The sequence below is a fragment of the Burkholderia sp. WTPI3 genome (genome assembly GCF_021483755.1).
GTDB lineage: Bacteria > Pseudomonadota > Gammaproteobacteria > Burkholderiales > Burkholderiaceae > Burkholderia.
In genome coordinates this window covers 95,537-109,106 of record NZ_JAGIXF010000009.1, presented here as the reverse complement: position 1 = coordinate 109,106, position 13,570 = coordinate 95,537, and the positions used below count along the sequence as shown (strand labels likewise).

The 13,570-nt window shown below is 66.1% G+C and carries 15 protein-coding genes and 1 tRNA gene; 8 read left to right on the top strand and 8 right to left on the bottom strand.

What is annotated here, in order from left to right:
* Window positions 1–6 precede the first annotated feature (6 nt).
* Genes J7024_RS07615 through ssuD form a run of 3 tightly spaced genes read right to left on the bottom strand, consistent with a single transcriptional unit; the run spans window position 7 to window position 2,949 of the window.
* On the bottom strand, window positions 7–966 hold the full coding sequence (locus J7024_RS07615; RefSeq protein WP_124825796.1) for an ATP-binding cassette domain-containing protein: 960 nt from the start codon (window positions 964–966) through the stop codon (window positions 7–9).
* A complete protein-coding gene (ssuC, locus tag J7024_RS07610; protein ID WP_124825797.1) occupies window positions 963–1,775 on the bottom strand; it encodes an aliphatic sulfonate ABC transporter permease SsuC in 813 nt (270 codons plus the stop codon). Before ssuC ends, J7024_RS07615 begins: the two co-directional genes overlap by 4 nt.
* A 16-nt stretch (window positions 1,776–1,791) precedes the next feature.
* Window positions 1,792–2,949 carry an FMNH2-dependent alkanesulfonate monooxygenase gene (gene ssuD / locus J7024_RS07605; RefSeq protein ID WP_124825798.1) on the bottom strand — a complete coding sequence of 386 codons (1,158 nt, stop codon included), beginning with the start codon at window positions 2,947–2,949 and terminating at the stop codon, window positions 1,792–1,794.
* A 341-nt stretch (window positions 2,950–3,290) separates the two neighbouring features.
* On the opposite strand from ssuD, the gene J7024_RS07600 reads away from it, so the two are divergent.
* Window positions 3,291–3,719, top strand: coding sequence for a hypothetical protein (locus J7024_RS07600; protein WP_124825799.1), 429 nt, complete (start codon window positions 3,291–3,293; stop codon window positions 3,717–3,719).
* Between the two features lie 121 nt (window positions 3,720–3,840).
* Here the strand turns inward: J7024_RS07600 and J7024_RS07595 are convergent, their stop codons facing one another.
* The 3 genes from J7024_RS07595 to J7024_RS07585 are packed head-to-tail and all read right to left on the bottom strand — an operon-like array spanning window position 3,841 to window position 5,857.
* On the bottom strand, window positions 3,841–4,986 hold the full coding sequence (locus tag J7024_RS07595) for an enoyl-CoA hydratase/isomerase family protein (protein ID WP_175750832.1): 1,146 nt from the start codon (window positions 4,984–4,986) through the stop codon (window positions 3,841–3,843).
* Window positions 4,987–5,017: 31 nt separating this feature from the next.
* On the bottom strand, window positions 5,018–5,350 hold the full coding sequence (locus tag J7024_RS07590; RefSeq protein ID WP_390678929.1) for a DMT family transporter: 333 nt from the start codon (window positions 5,348–5,350) through the stop codon (window positions 5,018–5,020).
* Between the two features lie 9 nt (window positions 5,351–5,359).
* A complete protein-coding gene (locus J7024_RS07585; RefSeq protein ID WP_124825801.1) occupies window positions 5,360–5,857 on the bottom strand; it encodes a heme-degrading domain-containing protein in 498 nt (165 codons plus the stop codon).
* Window positions 5,858–6,070: 213 nt separating this feature from the next.
* Here J7024_RS07585 and J7024_RS07580 point away from each other — a divergent pair.
* From J7024_RS07580 to J7024_RS07550, 7 genes are all read left to right on the top strand, one after another.
* A tRNA-Met gene (locus J7024_RS07580) sits at window positions 6,071–6,147 on the top strand.
* Window positions 6,148–6,319: 172 nt separating this feature from the next.
* Entirely contained in the window at window positions 6,320–6,865 is a 546-nt protein-coding gene (locus tag J7024_RS07575) for an NUDIX hydrolase (RefSeq protein WP_098556944.1), read from the top strand.
* Window positions 6,866–6,876: 11 nt separating this feature from the next.
* Window positions 6,877–7,641 (top strand): leucyl/phenylalanyl-tRNA--protein transferase, encoded by a 765-nt coding sequence (aat, locus tag J7024_RS07570; RefSeq protein WP_234744958.1) that lies wholly within the window; start codon window positions 6,877–6,879, stop codon window positions 7,639–7,641.
* Window positions 7,642–7,674: 33 nt separating this feature from the next.
* Window positions 7,675–8,505, top strand: coding sequence for an arginyltransferase (locus J7024_RS07565; RefSeq protein WP_124825803.1), 831 nt, complete (start codon window positions 7,675–7,677; stop codon window positions 8,503–8,505).
* Between the two features lie 179 nt (window positions 8,506–8,684).
* Window positions 8,685–9,722 carry a quinone-dependent dihydroorotate dehydrogenase gene (locus tag J7024_RS07560; RefSeq protein ID WP_098556950.1) on the top strand — a complete coding sequence of 346 codons (1,038 nt, stop codon included), beginning with the start codon at window positions 8,685–8,687 and terminating at the stop codon, window positions 9,720–9,722.
* Between the two features lie 102 nt (window positions 9,723–9,824).
* Window positions 9,825–10,619 (top strand): cystine ABC transporter substrate-binding protein, encoded by a 795-nt coding sequence (locus tag J7024_RS07555; RefSeq protein WP_124825804.1) that lies wholly within the window; start codon window positions 9,825–9,827, stop codon window positions 10,617–10,619.
* Between the two features lie 122 nt (window positions 10,620–10,741).
* On the top strand, window positions 10,742–11,434 hold the full coding sequence (locus J7024_RS07550) for an amino acid ABC transporter permease (RefSeq protein ID WP_096508325.1): 693 nt from the start codon (window positions 10,742–10,744) through the stop codon (window positions 11,432–11,434).
* 82 nt (window positions 11,435–11,516) lie between these two features.
* Here the strand turns inward: J7024_RS07550 and J7024_RS07545 are convergent, their stop codons facing one another.
* Window positions 11,517–12,503 carry a Gfo/Idh/MocA family protein gene (locus J7024_RS07545; RefSeq protein WP_124825805.1) on the bottom strand — a complete coding sequence of 329 codons (987 nt, stop codon included), beginning with the start codon at window positions 12,501–12,503 and terminating at the stop codon, window positions 11,517–11,519.
* 111 nt (window positions 12,504–12,614) lie between these two features.
* On the bottom strand, window positions 12,615–13,331 hold the full coding sequence (locus tag J7024_RS07540) for a FadR/GntR family transcriptional regulator (RefSeq protein WP_234744957.1): 717 nt from the start codon (window positions 13,329–13,331) through the stop codon (window positions 12,615–12,617).
* Between the last annotated feature and the right edge of the window lie 239 nt (window positions 13,332–13,570).

Genomic DNA, 13,570 nt, shown 5'->3' with positions numbered 1-13,570 from the left:
CCGGATTTAAACGGCCCAGCGGATCTGCCCGACCGGTCGTACGGTATCGACGTCAAGCGCCGCGCGCTGATCGGCTGCCCCGGGTCCATCGGCCAGCACGCGTTGCAGCACGTGATCTTCCAGCGCCGCGAACGCGGCCGACGCACGAGCGCGCGGCCGCTCGAGCGGCACGGGCTGATCGAGGGCGACACGGCCCTGCTCGATGAGCAGAATCCGGTCGCCGAGCGCGACGGCTTCCTGCACGTCGTGCGTAACGAGCAGAGCGGTAAACCGGTGCTCGCGCCACAACCGCTCGATCAGCGCATGCATCTCGATGCGAGTCAGCGCGTCGAGCGCGCCGAGCGGCTCGTCGAGCAACAACAACTGCGGCCGATGCACGAGCGCACGCGCGAGCGCGACACGCTGCCGCTGGCCGCCCGACAACCGAGCAGGCCAGTCGTTCGCGCGCTCGAGCAGGCCGACTTCGTCGAGCACCGCACGCGCCTGATCGCGCGCGCCGCGCCCGAGGCCCAGCATCACGTTCTGCAGCACGGTCTTCCACGGCAAGAGCCGCGCGTCCTGGTACATGATCCGCGTATCGAGCACGCCGCCGCCCTCGCCACGCGTCACGAGCGCCCCGCTGCTCGGCTGCTCGAGCCCCGCGACGAGACGCAGCAGCGTGGACTTGCCGCAGCCGCTGCGCCCGACGATCGCGACGAAACTGCCTCGCGCGATGCCGAGTTCGACGTTGTCTAGCACCGTGCGCTCGCCGAAGCGCTTGCTGACGCCGGACAGCGTCACCGCATCGTCCGGCGCCGGGCTGCCCGTGCGCCGCCGCGCGAGCGGAACGACGGATGCACTGCCGTCCCGGTCGACGATCGCCGCGTCTCGCGCGTCGCCGTCGGTCACGCGTGCCTGCGCCAGTTCGGCCTCGAGGTCTGCGCCGGCGAGCGGGCCGTAGACGGCCGCCGAAGTCGTCGCATTCATGCCTTTGCTCCTGATTGATAAGCGGGGTGCCAGCGCAGCGTCACGCGCTCGATCCATTTCGCCAGCACGTCGGCCAGCTTGCCGAGCACCGCATACAGCAGGATGCCGACCACCACCACGTCGGTTTGCAGGAATTCACGCGCGTTCATCGTCATATAGCCGATGCCCGACTGCGCGGAAATCGTTTCCGCGACGATCAGCATCACCCACATCAACCCGAGCGCGAAACGCACACCGACGAGAATCGACGGCAACGCACCGGGCAGGATCACGTCGCGGTACAGCGCGAAACCGCGCACGCCATAGCTCTTCGCCATCTCGATCAGGTTCGCGTCGACCGAGCGGATCCCGTGATAGGTGTTGATGTACACCGGGAAGAACACGCCGAGCGCAACGAGGAACAGCTTCGCCTTCTCGTCGATGCCGAACCACAGGATCACGAGCGGGATCATTGCGAGCGCCGGGATGTTGCGGATCATCTGGATCGTCGAATCGAGCGCGACCTCCGCCGCTTTCGACAGACCGGTTGCCAGCCCCAGCGCCAGGCCGACGCCGCCGCCGATCGCAAAGCCGAACAGCGCACGCCACGTGCTGACCTTCACGTTCGCCCACATCTCGCCCGATGTCACGAGCGACCATGCCGCACGCACGACCGCGACAGGTTCGGGCAGCACGCGGGTCGACAGCCAGCCGGCGCGCGCGCCGACCTCCCATGCGACCAGCAACGCGAGCGGCACGAGCCACGGCGCGATGGCGCGCCATGCGCGGGCGGCCAGCACGGCGCCCGTCGTCGACGTTTTCGTTGTCATCGCAGGCCTCCTTCGTTCAGCTCTGGCCAGCCTTCGGCAGGTAGTTGTTGCCGACGATCTCGCCGAACGGGCCCGACAGCGGGCCGGCCGCCTTTTCCGCGCCCTTGCCCTTGATCAGCGGAAACACGAGTTCGGCGAAACGGTACGACTCCTCGAGATGCGGATAGCCGGACAGGATGAACGTCTCGATGCCGAGATCCGCGTATTCGCGCATGCGCTCCGCAACCTGCTCGGGGTTGCCGACGAGTGCGGTACCCGCGCCGCCGCGCACGAGACCGACGCCAGCCCACAGGTTCGGATAAACCTCGAGCGCCTCGCGGCCGCCGCGCTTGCCGCCGTGCAGCGCGGCCATGCGGCGCTGGCCTTCCGAATCCATGTTCGCGAACGCCTTCTGCGCGCGGGCAATCGTGTCGTCGTCGAGACGGCTGATGAGGCGCTCGGCATCGCGCCATGCTTCGTCCTCGGTTTCGCGCACGATCACGTGCATGCGAATGCCGAACCTGATCGTGCGGCCGCGTGCTTCCGCACGTGCGCGGATGTCCGCGATCTTCTTCGCGACGGCCTCGGGCGGCTCGCCCCAGGTCAGATAGGTGTCGATGTGATCCGCGGCGATCGTGTGCGCAGCCGGCGACGATCCGCCGAACCACAGCGGCGGATGCGGGTGCTGCACGGGCGGATAAAGCGCCTTGCCGCCTTTCGACTGAATGTGCTTGCCGATGTAGTCGAAGCCGCCGTTCTCGTGCGACGCGGACAGCAGCCCGCGCCAGATGTGCAGGAAATCGTCGGTGATCTCGTAGCGCGTATCGTGATCGGCGAACAGGCCGTCGCCTTCGAGTTCGGCCGAATCGCCGCCCGTCACGACGTTGATCAGCAGGCGGCCACCCGACAGACGGTCGAACGTCGCAGCCATCCGCGCCGCCAGCCCGGGCGATGCGATACCCGGACGCACGGCGACCAGAAACTTCAGGCGCTGCGTCGCCGGAATCAGGCTCGACGCGACAACCCACGCATCCTCGCAGGAACGACCGGTCGGCAGCAGCACGCCGTCGTAACCGAGCGTGTCGGCCGCAACGGCGACCTGCTTGAAATAATCGTAATCTGCGGCGCGCGCGCCTTCGGCGGTGCCGAGATAACGGCTGTCGCCGTGCGTGGGAATAAACCAGAAAACATTCATCTGCTGCTCCTGCTTGACTGTCCTTGCCGGAATCTGGATAAAACGAGGCCCTGCTCGCGTCGCGGGTGAGCGACGCATGCATGGTGTGCGTTCGAGTCGGGATGGTTCGCCGGTCAGGCCGTGCAGCGGGCGAGTACGCGATTGCACGGCTGCTTCTGGGAACTCAGTCTAGGGATCGGCGCAGGGCTTTGGAACGATTTTTTTGAGCTTAGGTTTTCCGCTTTCGTGATTAGCACGACGCTCCAGCGAATATCGCAGCAGCCGGGCCCTATAATGACGCACCTATCCGAATAACTTCGCGCGGACGGCCCCGGCCAGCCGCGCCTGCAATGCACTCATCGATGCAGAAAGTCATCCTGCCGTTCCTGTCCGGCTTCCTGGCCGCCCTCTTCTTCCGCGAAGCCACGCTCGCGCTGCTGCACACGGCCGATCTGATCGCCGCAGCCGGGTTCTCCACGCAACCATTCGCGCCGCTCGGCATTCCTGAATTTGTCGCGAACGCGTTGATCAGCGCGTGCTGCGCGGTTCCGATGGCATGGCTGTTGCGCGTGTCGCCGGAGCGCGAAGCGCCGTGGATCGGCGCGCTGGTGTTCGGCGGCATCGTGCTGACGGCCGCGCGCGTGTTCGCGATCGATCCGCTGCGCGGGATCTGGCCGTCGGGCAACATGATGCCGGTGCTCGCGGCCGGTTTCGCGGCGAACGCGGTCTGGGGCTTCGGTGCGCTCGTGTTCATGCGCGCCTTCATGTCGGACGACGCCCGCGACGAGTAAGACGCACGGCTTCGGCTCGGCCCCCGCCCGTCGCAGCCGGATCGAATCAGCATCCGCAAATGACAAGGCCGCCTGCGCATGCAGGCGGCCTTGTCGCTTCGTGGCCGGATACCGCGCCGCGTCAATCCTTCAGGTTGCGCAGCGGATGCGTGTCGGGCGTCCACGGGCCGTCGAACATCGCGAGCACGTCGGCCCCCCGGTCGACATCGGCCGTCGTCTTGAAGCGCCAGGCCGGCTGGTGATCCTTGTCGACGATCAGCGCGCGCACGCCTTCGATCACGTCGCCCTGCGCAAACGTCGAACGCGTGAGGTCGAGGTCGCGCCGCAGGCAATCGGCCATCGTCGCACCACGGGCCCGCTCGACGACTTCGAGCGACACGGCCATCGACAGCGGCGACAACTGGCTGCGCATCGCGTGCGTCGCCTTCTCGATCCATCCGTCCACCGCCGCACAATCCTGCTCGGCATCGAGCGACGCGAGGATCGCACCGATCTCGGGTTGCGCGAAATGCCGATCGATCCCGGCGCGCGCGTCGGCCAGCGCCGACGTGTCGGGCGTCGGCACGACCTTGTGCACGGCGGCCGCATCGGCCACGCACGCGACAACCTGCGCACCGCTGTCGACGCGCGCGCTGCGCAGCGTGTCGAGCAGCGCCGGCAGCGCGACGTCCGGGAGATAAACATCTGCGAGCTGTGCATACAGTGCGCCGGCCGCGTCGAGCGTCGCGCCGGTCACCGCGAGATAGCGGCCGAGCGCACCCGGCGTACGTGCGAGAAACCAGCTCATCCCGACGTCCGGGAACAGGCCGATGCGCGTTTCGGGCATCGCCATCTTCGTCGAATCGGTGACGACGCGCAGGCCGCCCGTATGCCGCGCTGCCTGCGAAATGCCCATGCCGCCGCCCATCACGACGCCATGCATCAGCGCGATGTACGGCTTCGGATAAGCAAAGATCGTGTGGTTGAGCGTGTATTCCTCGATGAAGAACGTGTCGACCGCATCGCGATCGCCGCGCTGCCACGCGTCGTGGAAGAAACGCACGTCGCCGCCCGCGCAGAACGCGCGCGGATGCGGGCTGTGCACGACGACCGCGACCACCTCGGGATCGTCGCGCCATGCGTCGAGCGCCCGCTGCATCAAGCGAATCATTCCGACCGACAGCGCATTCAGCGCCTTCGGCCGGTTCAGTTCGAGAAACCCGATACGGTTCGCGACATACGTGCGCACGTCGGGCTGGGCGGACTCGGCGGAAGTGGAATCGGTCATGTGAGCCATCCGGCGTATCGCGGGCGCACGCTCAGTGCGCCTGCATCTTCGAGAACAGGTTCAGCACCACGACGCCCGCGACAATCAGCCCGAGGCCGATCACCGCCGGCACGTCCGGCACCTGACGATAGAGGAGCATCGCGACGAGCGTGATCAGCACGATGCCGGCGCCGGACCACACTGCATAGATGATGCCGACCGGCATCGTGCGCAGCGTGAGCGACAGGCAGTAGAACGCGACGCCGTAACCGGCCACGACGAGCGCCGAAGGCCAGAAGCGCGTGAAGCCGTCGGCCGCGCGCAGCGCGGACGTACCGATTACTTCCGCGACGATCGCGATCGCGAGCCATGCGTAACCCGGCAGTTGCATCGTTCAGCTCCTTGCGAGCGCCAGCACGGCGTAGTCCTGCCCGAGCTCGGCGCAGAGCGCTTCGACGACGAACTCGTGATCCGCGCGCTGCGGCAGCCCCGATGCGGTGATCGAGCCGATCACGCCCGCCCCCGCCACGGTCAGCGGAAACGAGCCGCCGTGCGCCGAGTATTCGGAGAGCGGCAGCCCGTGTTTGTCGGCGAGCGTGGCGCCTGCCTGCTGCATGCGCAGGCCGATCGCATACGAGCTGCGGCGGAAATGCGCGACGACGTTGCGCTTGCGGCGCACCCAGTCGGCGTTGTCGGGCGTCGCACCCGCGAGCGCCGCATAGAACAGCGGCTGTCCGAACGTGACGATGTCGAGCGCGACCGCGTGGCCCCGCGACGTCGCGAGCGCATGCATGCGGTTGCCGAGCGCCCACGCGCGAGCCGGATCGAAATGGGGAAATACGAGCGCCTGTTCCTGCGCGCCGATCGATTGCAGATCGTGAGCGATGTCCATGAATCCGTCGATGCAGTAGTGAGGGTTGCGACGGCACCGACGCAATCGCGCACGGCACCGCTACAGGAATGACGACACAAGCAAACCGCTCGATTCTAGCGCACGCGCCCGCCGTACCGGCCCCACAAGCGATGTCCAAGGGATCGCAACGCGATTGTCAGAAAGTGCTTGCATGCATGAGGGTTAGTCCATATAATTCAATTCTTCGACGGACGCGGGGTGGAGCAGTCTGGCAGCTCGTCGGGCTCATAACCCGAAGGTCGTAGGTTCAAATCCTACCCCCGCAACCAACGTCCCGACTCGATGCAAAAAGCCCGGCTCAGCGCCGGGCTTTTTGTTTTCCGCGCACGATCCTGCGCACTACCCGTTGCGCTTCGCACAGCATGCGGCACACATGCGCGGCCGTTCGAGAATGCCCCGCCCCGGTGATACACTCGCATCACCTCGTCCCCTCCACTCGACATGAAATTCTGCTCCGTCTGCGGTCACGAAGTCATCGCGCGCATTCCTCCGGGCGACAACCGCGAGCGCTTCGTTTGCGATCACTGCGGCACGATCCATTACCAGAATCCGCGTAACGTGGTCGGCACGGTGCCGGTCTGGGGCGATCAGGTTCTGCTGTGCCGCCGCGCGATCGAACCGCGCTACGGATTCTGGACGCTGCCGGCAGGCTTCATGGAAATGGGCGAGACGACGGCCGAAGCCGCCGCGCGCGAAACGCTCGAGGAAGCCGGTGCGCGCGTCGAGGTGCAGAACCTGTTCACGCTGCTCAACGTACCGCACGTGCACCAGGTCCATCTGTTCTACCTGGCGCGGCTCGTCGATCCGGCCTACGAGGCCGGCGAGGAAAGCCTCGAAGTCAAACTGTTCGACGAAGCAGACATTCCGTGGGACGAGATCGCGTTCCCGACCGTCAGCCAGACCCTGCGCTTCTTCTTCGCCGATCGCGCCGCCGGCGATTACGGCGTGCATACCGGCGATATCTTCCGCTCGCTGCGCAACGGCTGAGCCCGCGACCCATGGTCCCCTGGCTCGGTCCGGACGACCCGTTCCCGCCCATCGAACGCGCGCTCGGCCCCGAAACCGGCGCGCCGGGGTTGCTCGCCGCGAGCGCCGACCTGCTGCCTTCACGCCTCATCGACGCGTACCAGCGCGGCATCTTCCCGTGGTATTCGGACGGCCAGCCCGTGCTGTGGTGGAGCCCCGACCCGCGAATGATCCTCGCGCCGGATGAATTCAAGGTGGCGCCGTCGCTGCGCAAGACGCTCAGGCGCGTGCTGCGGGAGCCGGCGTGGGAATTGCGCGTCGATTACGATTTTCCGGGCGTGATGCGCGCGTGCGCGCAGGCGCCGAGGCGCGGACAGCGCGGCACGTGGATCACGGCCGAAATCATCGACGCGTATACGTCGCTCTATCGCTCCGGCAACGCGCACAGCATCGAGACATGGCGCGATGGACGCCGTGTCGGCGGCCTGTACGGCGTTTCGTTCGGACGGATGTTTTTCGGCGAGTCGATGTATGCGGACGCCACCGACGCGTCGAAGATCGCGCTGGCCGCGCTCGTCGCCCACCTTCGCGACCAGGGGCTGGAGATGATAGACTGCCAGCAGAATACGTCGCATCTAGCGTCGCTCGGTGGCCGCGAGATCGCACGCAAAGCCTTTGTCGCTCACGTGCGCCGCGCGGTAACCGAACCGCCGATTCCGTGGCAGTTCGACAAGCGCGTGCTCGCCGCGCTGACGGGCCCCGCCGAACCGGCGGCGCCCTCCGGGATCGAGCGCTAGCGCGGCACTCCTTCCCTGCATCGAGAGCTGCCCATGACTCACCCGACTGAGCTGCCGCTTTCACCGCTTTCGGCGTTGCAATTCTATGCAACGGCGCCCTATCCGTGCAGCTATCTGGACGGCCGTATCGCGCGCTCGCAAGTCGCGACGCCGAGCCATCTGATCAACTCCGACATCTATACCGAGCTCGTGAAGGCCGGCTTCCGTCGCTCGGGCGTGTTCACCTATCGCCCGTACTGCGACGGCTGCCGTGCATGCGTCCCCGTACGCGTGCCCGTCGGCGCGTTCACGCCGTCGCGCACGCAGCGCCGGATGTGGAAGCGGCATCGCTCGCTCGTCGCGACGGTCTCGCCGCTGCACTACGACGAGGAACACTACGCGCTCTACATGCGCTACCAGTCCGCACGTCATGCAGGCGGCGGAATGGATCGCGACAGCCGCGACCAGTACGAGCAGTTCCTGCTGCAGAGCCGGATCAATTCGCGCCTCGTCGAATTCCGCGACCTCGACGCCCCGGGCGGCGAGCCCGGCAAGCTGCGCATGGTCAGCATGATCGACATCCTCGGCGACGGGCTGTCGTCGGTCTATACGTTCTTCGAGCCCGACGACCAGCACGCAAGCTACGGCACCTACAACATCCTGTGGCAGATCGAGCAGGCGAAGAGCCTCGGCCTGCCGTACGTGTATCTCGGCTACTGGATTCGCGAAAGCCCGAAGATGGCCTACAAGGCGAACTTCCATCCACTAGAAGGGTTGCTCGACGGCCGCTGGAAGATACTCGATCCGGATCGCGTCGACCTGCCGCCGGTAGACGCCGCGCTCGCCCGTGCGCCGCTTCCCGGCGGGCATTCCGGATCGAACTGACGCGCGCACCGGCAACACGGCACGGCTCCGGCAACGGGCACTGTCTGGGCTCGATGCAAGGGCCGCCGCACCGCGCGAGAAGCACGCCACAGGCGCCAGCGAACCGAACCCCGCCCTTGCCGCGCAACTCCCGGTAAAATAGCGGGTTGTCATTCATTCCGGCCGTCCGCCCAATTCCCGTGTTCAGTTCCCTCTATCCGCTGGCCCGCGCATCCCTGTTCAAGATGGATGCGGAAGACGCTCACCACCTCACGCTGCGCGCGCTCGGCGCGGCCGGCCGCACGGGCCTCGCCTGCGCGCTGTCGGCCCGCGTGCCCGACGCGCCGCGCACCGTGATGGGGCTCACGTTCCGCAACCCGGTCGGCCTCGCCGCCGGCCTCGACAAGGATGGCGCGGCCATCGACGGCCTCGCGTCGCTCGGTTTCGGCTTCATCGAAGTCGGCACGGTCACGCCGCGCCCGCAGCCGGGCAACCCGCGCCCGCGGATGTTCCGCCTGCCGCAGGCCGAGGCGCTGATCAACCGGATGGGCTTCAACAACCACGGCGTCGACCAGTTCGTAAAGAACGTCCAGGCGGCCCGCTATCGCGGCATCCTCGGCCTGAACATCGGCAAGAACGCCGACACGCCGATCGAGCGCGCAGCGGAGGATTATCTCTACTGCCTGGAACGCGTCTACCCATTCGCGAGCTACGTGACGATCAACATCTCGTCGCCGAACACGAAGAACCTGCGCCAGTTGCAGGGCGCGGGCGAACTCGACGCCCTGCTCGCCGCGCTGAAGGACAAGCAGCAGCGCCTCGCCGACCTGCACGGCAAGCTCGTGCCGCTCGCGCTGAAGATCGCCCCCGATCTCGACGACGAACAGGTCAAGGAAATCGGCGACACGCTGCTGCGCCACAAGATCGAAGCGGTCATCGCCACCAACACCACGCTGTCGCGCGCAGCCGTGCAGGGCCTGCCGCACGCGGACGAAGCCGGCGGCCTGTCGGGCCGCCCGGTGTTCGACGCGTCGAACGAAGTGATCCGCAAGCTGCATGCGCAAGTGGGCAGCGAAGTGCCGATCATCGGCGTCGGCGGCATTTTCTCCGGCGACGACGCGCGCGCGAAACTCGCTGCCGGCGCATCGCTCGTCCAGCTGTACACAGGCTTCATCTATCGCGGCCCGGCGCTGGTCGCCGAGTGCGTGAAGGCCATCGCGCGCGAACGCGCCGCGTAATATAGCCATAAACAAACGATATTTAGTGGTCGATTGCATTTTTGCTATCATCGGCCACACAGTCAGTATCATGAGCCCCGCTGGGGCAAGGAAGCTCACACGATGAAAATTTCGCTGCTGAAGAAGCTGCTGGTTGCCGGCCTGATTGGCACGTCGTTCGCCGCGGCCACCGCGCACGCGGCCGACCTCCTCGACCAGGTGAAGCAACGCGGCACGCTGCGTGTCGGCCTCGAAGGCACGTTCCCGCCGTTCAACTCGAAGAACCCGCAAGGTGAACTCGTCGGCTTCGACGTCGACATCGCGAAGGCGGTGGCCGCGAAGCTCGGCGTGAAGGCCGAATTCGTCACGACCGAATGGAGCGGCATCATCGCGGGCCTGCAGGCCGGCAAGTTCGACGTGATCGCCAACCAGGTCGGCATCACCGACCAGCGCAAGGAAACGCTCGACTTCTCGCCCGCATACACGTATTCGTCCGCGCAGCTGATCCAGCGCAAGGACGACCCGCGCCAGTTCAAGTCGCTGGAAGACCTGAAGGGCAAGAAGCTGGGCGTGGCGCTCGGCACCAATTACATGGACATGGCGAAGTCGGTGCCCGGCATCGACGTGAAGACTTATCCGGGCGCGCCCGAATACCTGCGCGACCTCTCGGCCGGCCGCCTCGACGCGGCACTGAACGATCGCCTGATGCTCGCGTATCTGACGAAGAACGCGCAACTGCCGCTGCGCCCGGGCGCGAACGTCGGTTCGGCGAACCCGTCGGGCATCCCGTTCAAGAAGGGCAACCCGAAGTTCCAGAAGGCAATCGACGACGCGATGGCGCAGCTCGAAGCCGACGGCACGTTCACGAAGATCTCGGACAAGTGGTTCGGCATCGACGTGACGAAACCGATCAAGTAAGCACGCCTCTGTTTCCCGCCTGACGGCGGGCCGGAAAGGGCGGCATCCGCAACGATGCCGCCCTTTGTTTTATCGGTCCGGTTTATGATTGCGCTTTCGCGCACGCATTCGATTCGTATTCCATGTCGACAACGTCCCTGCTCGTCCAATCGCTGCCCGTGCTCGCACAAGGTGCCGTCCTGACCGTCAAGTTCGCCGTGCTGTCGATGGTGTTCGGCCTGCTCGGCGCCGTCGTGCTCGCGATGATGGGCATCCGGCAAAGCGAACCGCTCGAAGGCTTCGAGCGCATCTGGGTGAACGCGCTTGCGTGGCTCGCGCGCGGCTACGTAAGCCTGATGCGCGGCACGCCGCTGCTCGTGCAGATCTTCGTGATCTATTACGGGTTGCCGAGCCTCGGCATTTCGCTCGACCCGACGCCCGCCGGCGTCATCGCCCTGTCGGCGAACGTCGCTGCTTACATGTCGGAAAGCATGCGCGGTGCGATCAACGGGATCGCGCGCGGCCAATGGCTCGCCGCGTACAGCCTCGGGCTGTCGTGGAGCCAGACGCTGCGTTACGTGATCGGCCCGCAGGCGCTGCGCATCGCGGTACCGAGCCTGTCGAACAGCCTGATCAGCCTGATCAAGGACACCTCGCTCGTGTCGGTGATCACCGTGACCGAACTGCTGCGCAGCGCGCAGGAAGTGATCGCGGCAACCTATCAGCCGCTGCCGCTGTACCTCGCCGCCGCAGCCGTGTACTGGGTGCTGTGCCAGATCCTCGAATGGGTCCAGCGCTGGTACGAAAAACGTCTGTCGCTGCCCGCGCGGCACTGAACGCACATCATCGGCCGGGTGGCGCTTGCGCGCCCCGGCATCTGCTTTTCCCGCCGTTCTTCCCGCCCGCCGTTCTTCCCGCTTACTCGCCCGAATAACGCACGCCGAGCGCCGCACGTGCCGCATCGGTCATCGCGATCATCTGTCGCGAATGGTCGTGCGTCATGATCGGGCTCTCGAGTTTGCCCGCGCGCAGCAAATCGCAGAAATGTTCGGTCTCGTAGTTGAGGCCGCCGCCGTCGACCGGCGCATCGAGCTCGACGGTGCGGCCATCGGCATAGCGGATCGTCGCGCGCGCGGGGTTCCACCACTTCTCGTGAATCGTCACGTGCCCGCCCGCTGCGGCGATCAGCGCGTCGCCGCGCCCCATCACGTCGAGCCCGCAAAAGAGCTGGGCGATCCCGCCATTCGCGTGATGGCTGTTCAGGCTCGCGAACATGTCGACGCCCGTCGCGCCGATACGGCCGAGCGTCTGCACGTCGCGCGCAGCGCCAAGCCAGTCGACCGCGAGAAACGCTTCGTAGATCCCGATGTCGAGCAGCGCGCCGCCGGCGCGATCGAGACGATAGACGGAATGATCTTCCGGCACCGACGACGATGCGCAACCCGCCCGTACAAGCCGGATCTCGCCGATCGGGTCGTCTTGCAGATGCGCACGCAACTGCCGGTACAGCGGAAAGAACGGCGGCTTCATCGCCTCCATGAAGAGCTGTCCGGCGGCGCGCGCCGCATCGAGCACGGTGTCGAGTTGTGCGGCGTTCAGCGTCGCGGGCTTTTCGCACAGCACGGCCTTGCCGGCCGCGAGCGCGGCCAGCGCGTACTGCGCATGACTGTCGTGGAGCGTGGCGATGTAGATTGCATCGACTTCGCTCGCGAGGAGTGCATCGAGGCTGGCGGCAGGCGTTGCGCCGCTACCGTCGCAAAAGGCGATTGCCGCGTCGGGCCGGCGTGCCCACACGCCGGCGAGCACGGCACCCGGCACGTGAGCGAGGCTTTGTGCGAAACGGCGCGCGATGCTGCCTGCGCCGATGATGCCGAAGCGCACCGGGCGCTTGTCGAGGTCGTTCATCCGGATCTTCCGTGTCGGTCGTATAACGGCGGCCGGCATGTTGCCGGCCGGCCGTCATGATAAACGGCTCGACGACTCACGGATGAAGCACGGACGACGATGCGCGCCGATTCAAGCGCGCACGGGCACGTCGACGAAGAAATCGCGCGAGATCTCGTCGGCGCTGAAATCGATCAATGCGAGCGACGCCGCTTCGGCCTCGCGCGGATCGCGCCGCTCGATCGCGTCGACGACGCGCGCATGCGCCTTCACCGCGATGTCGTGCGCACCGTCCTTCTGCACGACGCGCGGATTCACGAGACGCACTGCACCGCGCACGATCGCCGCCATCTGCTGGAAGAACTGATTGCCGCTCGCCTGGACGATCCGCGTGTGCAGCAGTTCGTCCGCGGTGTCGTAGCCGGGATCGCCGGGCTGCAACACCTTGAATGCCTCGAACGCTTCCCGAATGCCCGCGATGTCGACAGCCGTCGCGCGTACCGCGGCCTGCGCGGTAGCGCGCGGTTCGATCAGCATCCGGAATTCGATGACGTCGCGCATGAACTGGGGATCGGGTTTCGCGCGAAACCGCCAACTCACCACATCCTCATCGATCATGCGCCAGTCGCGCATCGGTCGAACGCGCGTACCGACTTTCGGACGCACGTCCAGCATGTCGCGCGCAAGCAACATCGACAATGCTTCCCGCATTACCGTACGGCTCACATCGAACTCTTTCGACAGCACGTCCTGCGGCGGCAGAATGCCGCCGTACTTGTCTTCGACGATACCCGCGACAAGCCCATCCATCACTTTGGCGACCAGTGACCGGTCTTTGCCCTGCTCCATGACACCTCCCCGTGCGTCGATTTGCGAACACCTGCTCCGCAGTTCCGCCGGCCCTGGTTACAACTGTTCTTATGATCTATAAGTTGGCGAGTTCGGGGATATTTCGCTATCTGGTAAACACCTGACAGGGTTATCCCTCTTTATGAAGGGGTGATTTATAAGGCCACAAAAAAAGCCCGGGAAGCGCTCTGCGCTTGCCGGGCCGCGATTTCGACACGATTTGAACATGCAATCCGTTA

What these genes read in the sequence shown, in the direction of transcription:
- J7024_RS07550 (WP_096508325.1), top strand. Translation starts at nt 10,742, where the DNA reads ATGTCGACAACGTCCCTGCTCGTCCAATCGCTGCCCGTGCTCGCACAA.
- J7024_RS07555 (WP_124825804.1), top strand. Translation starts at nt 9,825, where the DNA reads ATGAAAATTTCGCTGCTGAAGAAGCTGCTGGTTGCCGGCCTGATTGGC.
- J7024_RS07540 (WP_234744957.1), bottom strand. Translation starts at nt 13,331, where the DNA reads ATGGAGCAGGGCAAAGACCGGTCACTGGTCGCCAAAGTGATGGATGGG.
- J7024_RS07585 (WP_124825801.1), bottom strand. Translation starts at nt 5,857, where the DNA reads ATGGACATCGCTCACGATCTGCAATCGATCGGCGCGCAGGAACAGGCG.
- aat (WP_234744958.1), top strand. Translation starts at nt 6,877, where the DNA reads ATGGTCCCCTGGCTCGGTCCGGACGACCCGTTCCCGCCCATCGAACGC.
- J7024_RS07575 (WP_098556944.1), top strand. Translation starts at nt 6,320, where the DNA reads ATGAAATTCTGCTCCGTCTGCGGTCACGAAGTCATCGCGCGCATTCCT.
- J7024_RS07600 (WP_124825799.1), top strand. Translation starts at nt 3,291, where the DNA reads ATGCAGAAAGTCATCCTGCCGTTCCTGTCCGGCTTCCTGGCCGCCCTC.
- J7024_RS07565 (WP_124825803.1), top strand. Translation starts at nt 7,675, where the DNA reads ATGACTCACCCGACTGAGCTGCCGCTTTCACCGCTTTCGGCGTTGCAA.
- ssuC (WP_124825797.1), bottom strand. Translation starts at nt 1,775, where the DNA reads ATGACAACGAAAACGTCGACGACGGGCGCCGTGCTGGCCGCCCGCGCA.
- J7024_RS07595 (WP_175750832.1), bottom strand. Translation starts at nt 4,986, where the DNA reads ATGACCGATTCCACTTCCGCCGAGTCCGCCCAGCCCGACGTGCGCACG.
- J7024_RS07545 (WP_124825805.1), bottom strand. Translation starts at nt 12,503, where the DNA reads ATGAACGACCTCGACAAGCGCCCGGTGCGCTTCGGCATCATCGGCGCA.
- ssuD (WP_124825798.1), bottom strand. Translation starts at nt 2,949, where the DNA reads ATGAATGTTTTCTGGTTTATTCCCACGCACGGCGACAGCCGTTATCTC.
- J7024_RS07615 (WP_124825796.1), bottom strand. Translation starts at nt 966, where the DNA reads ATGAATGCGACGACTTCGGCGGCCGTCTACGGCCCGCTCGCCGGCGCA.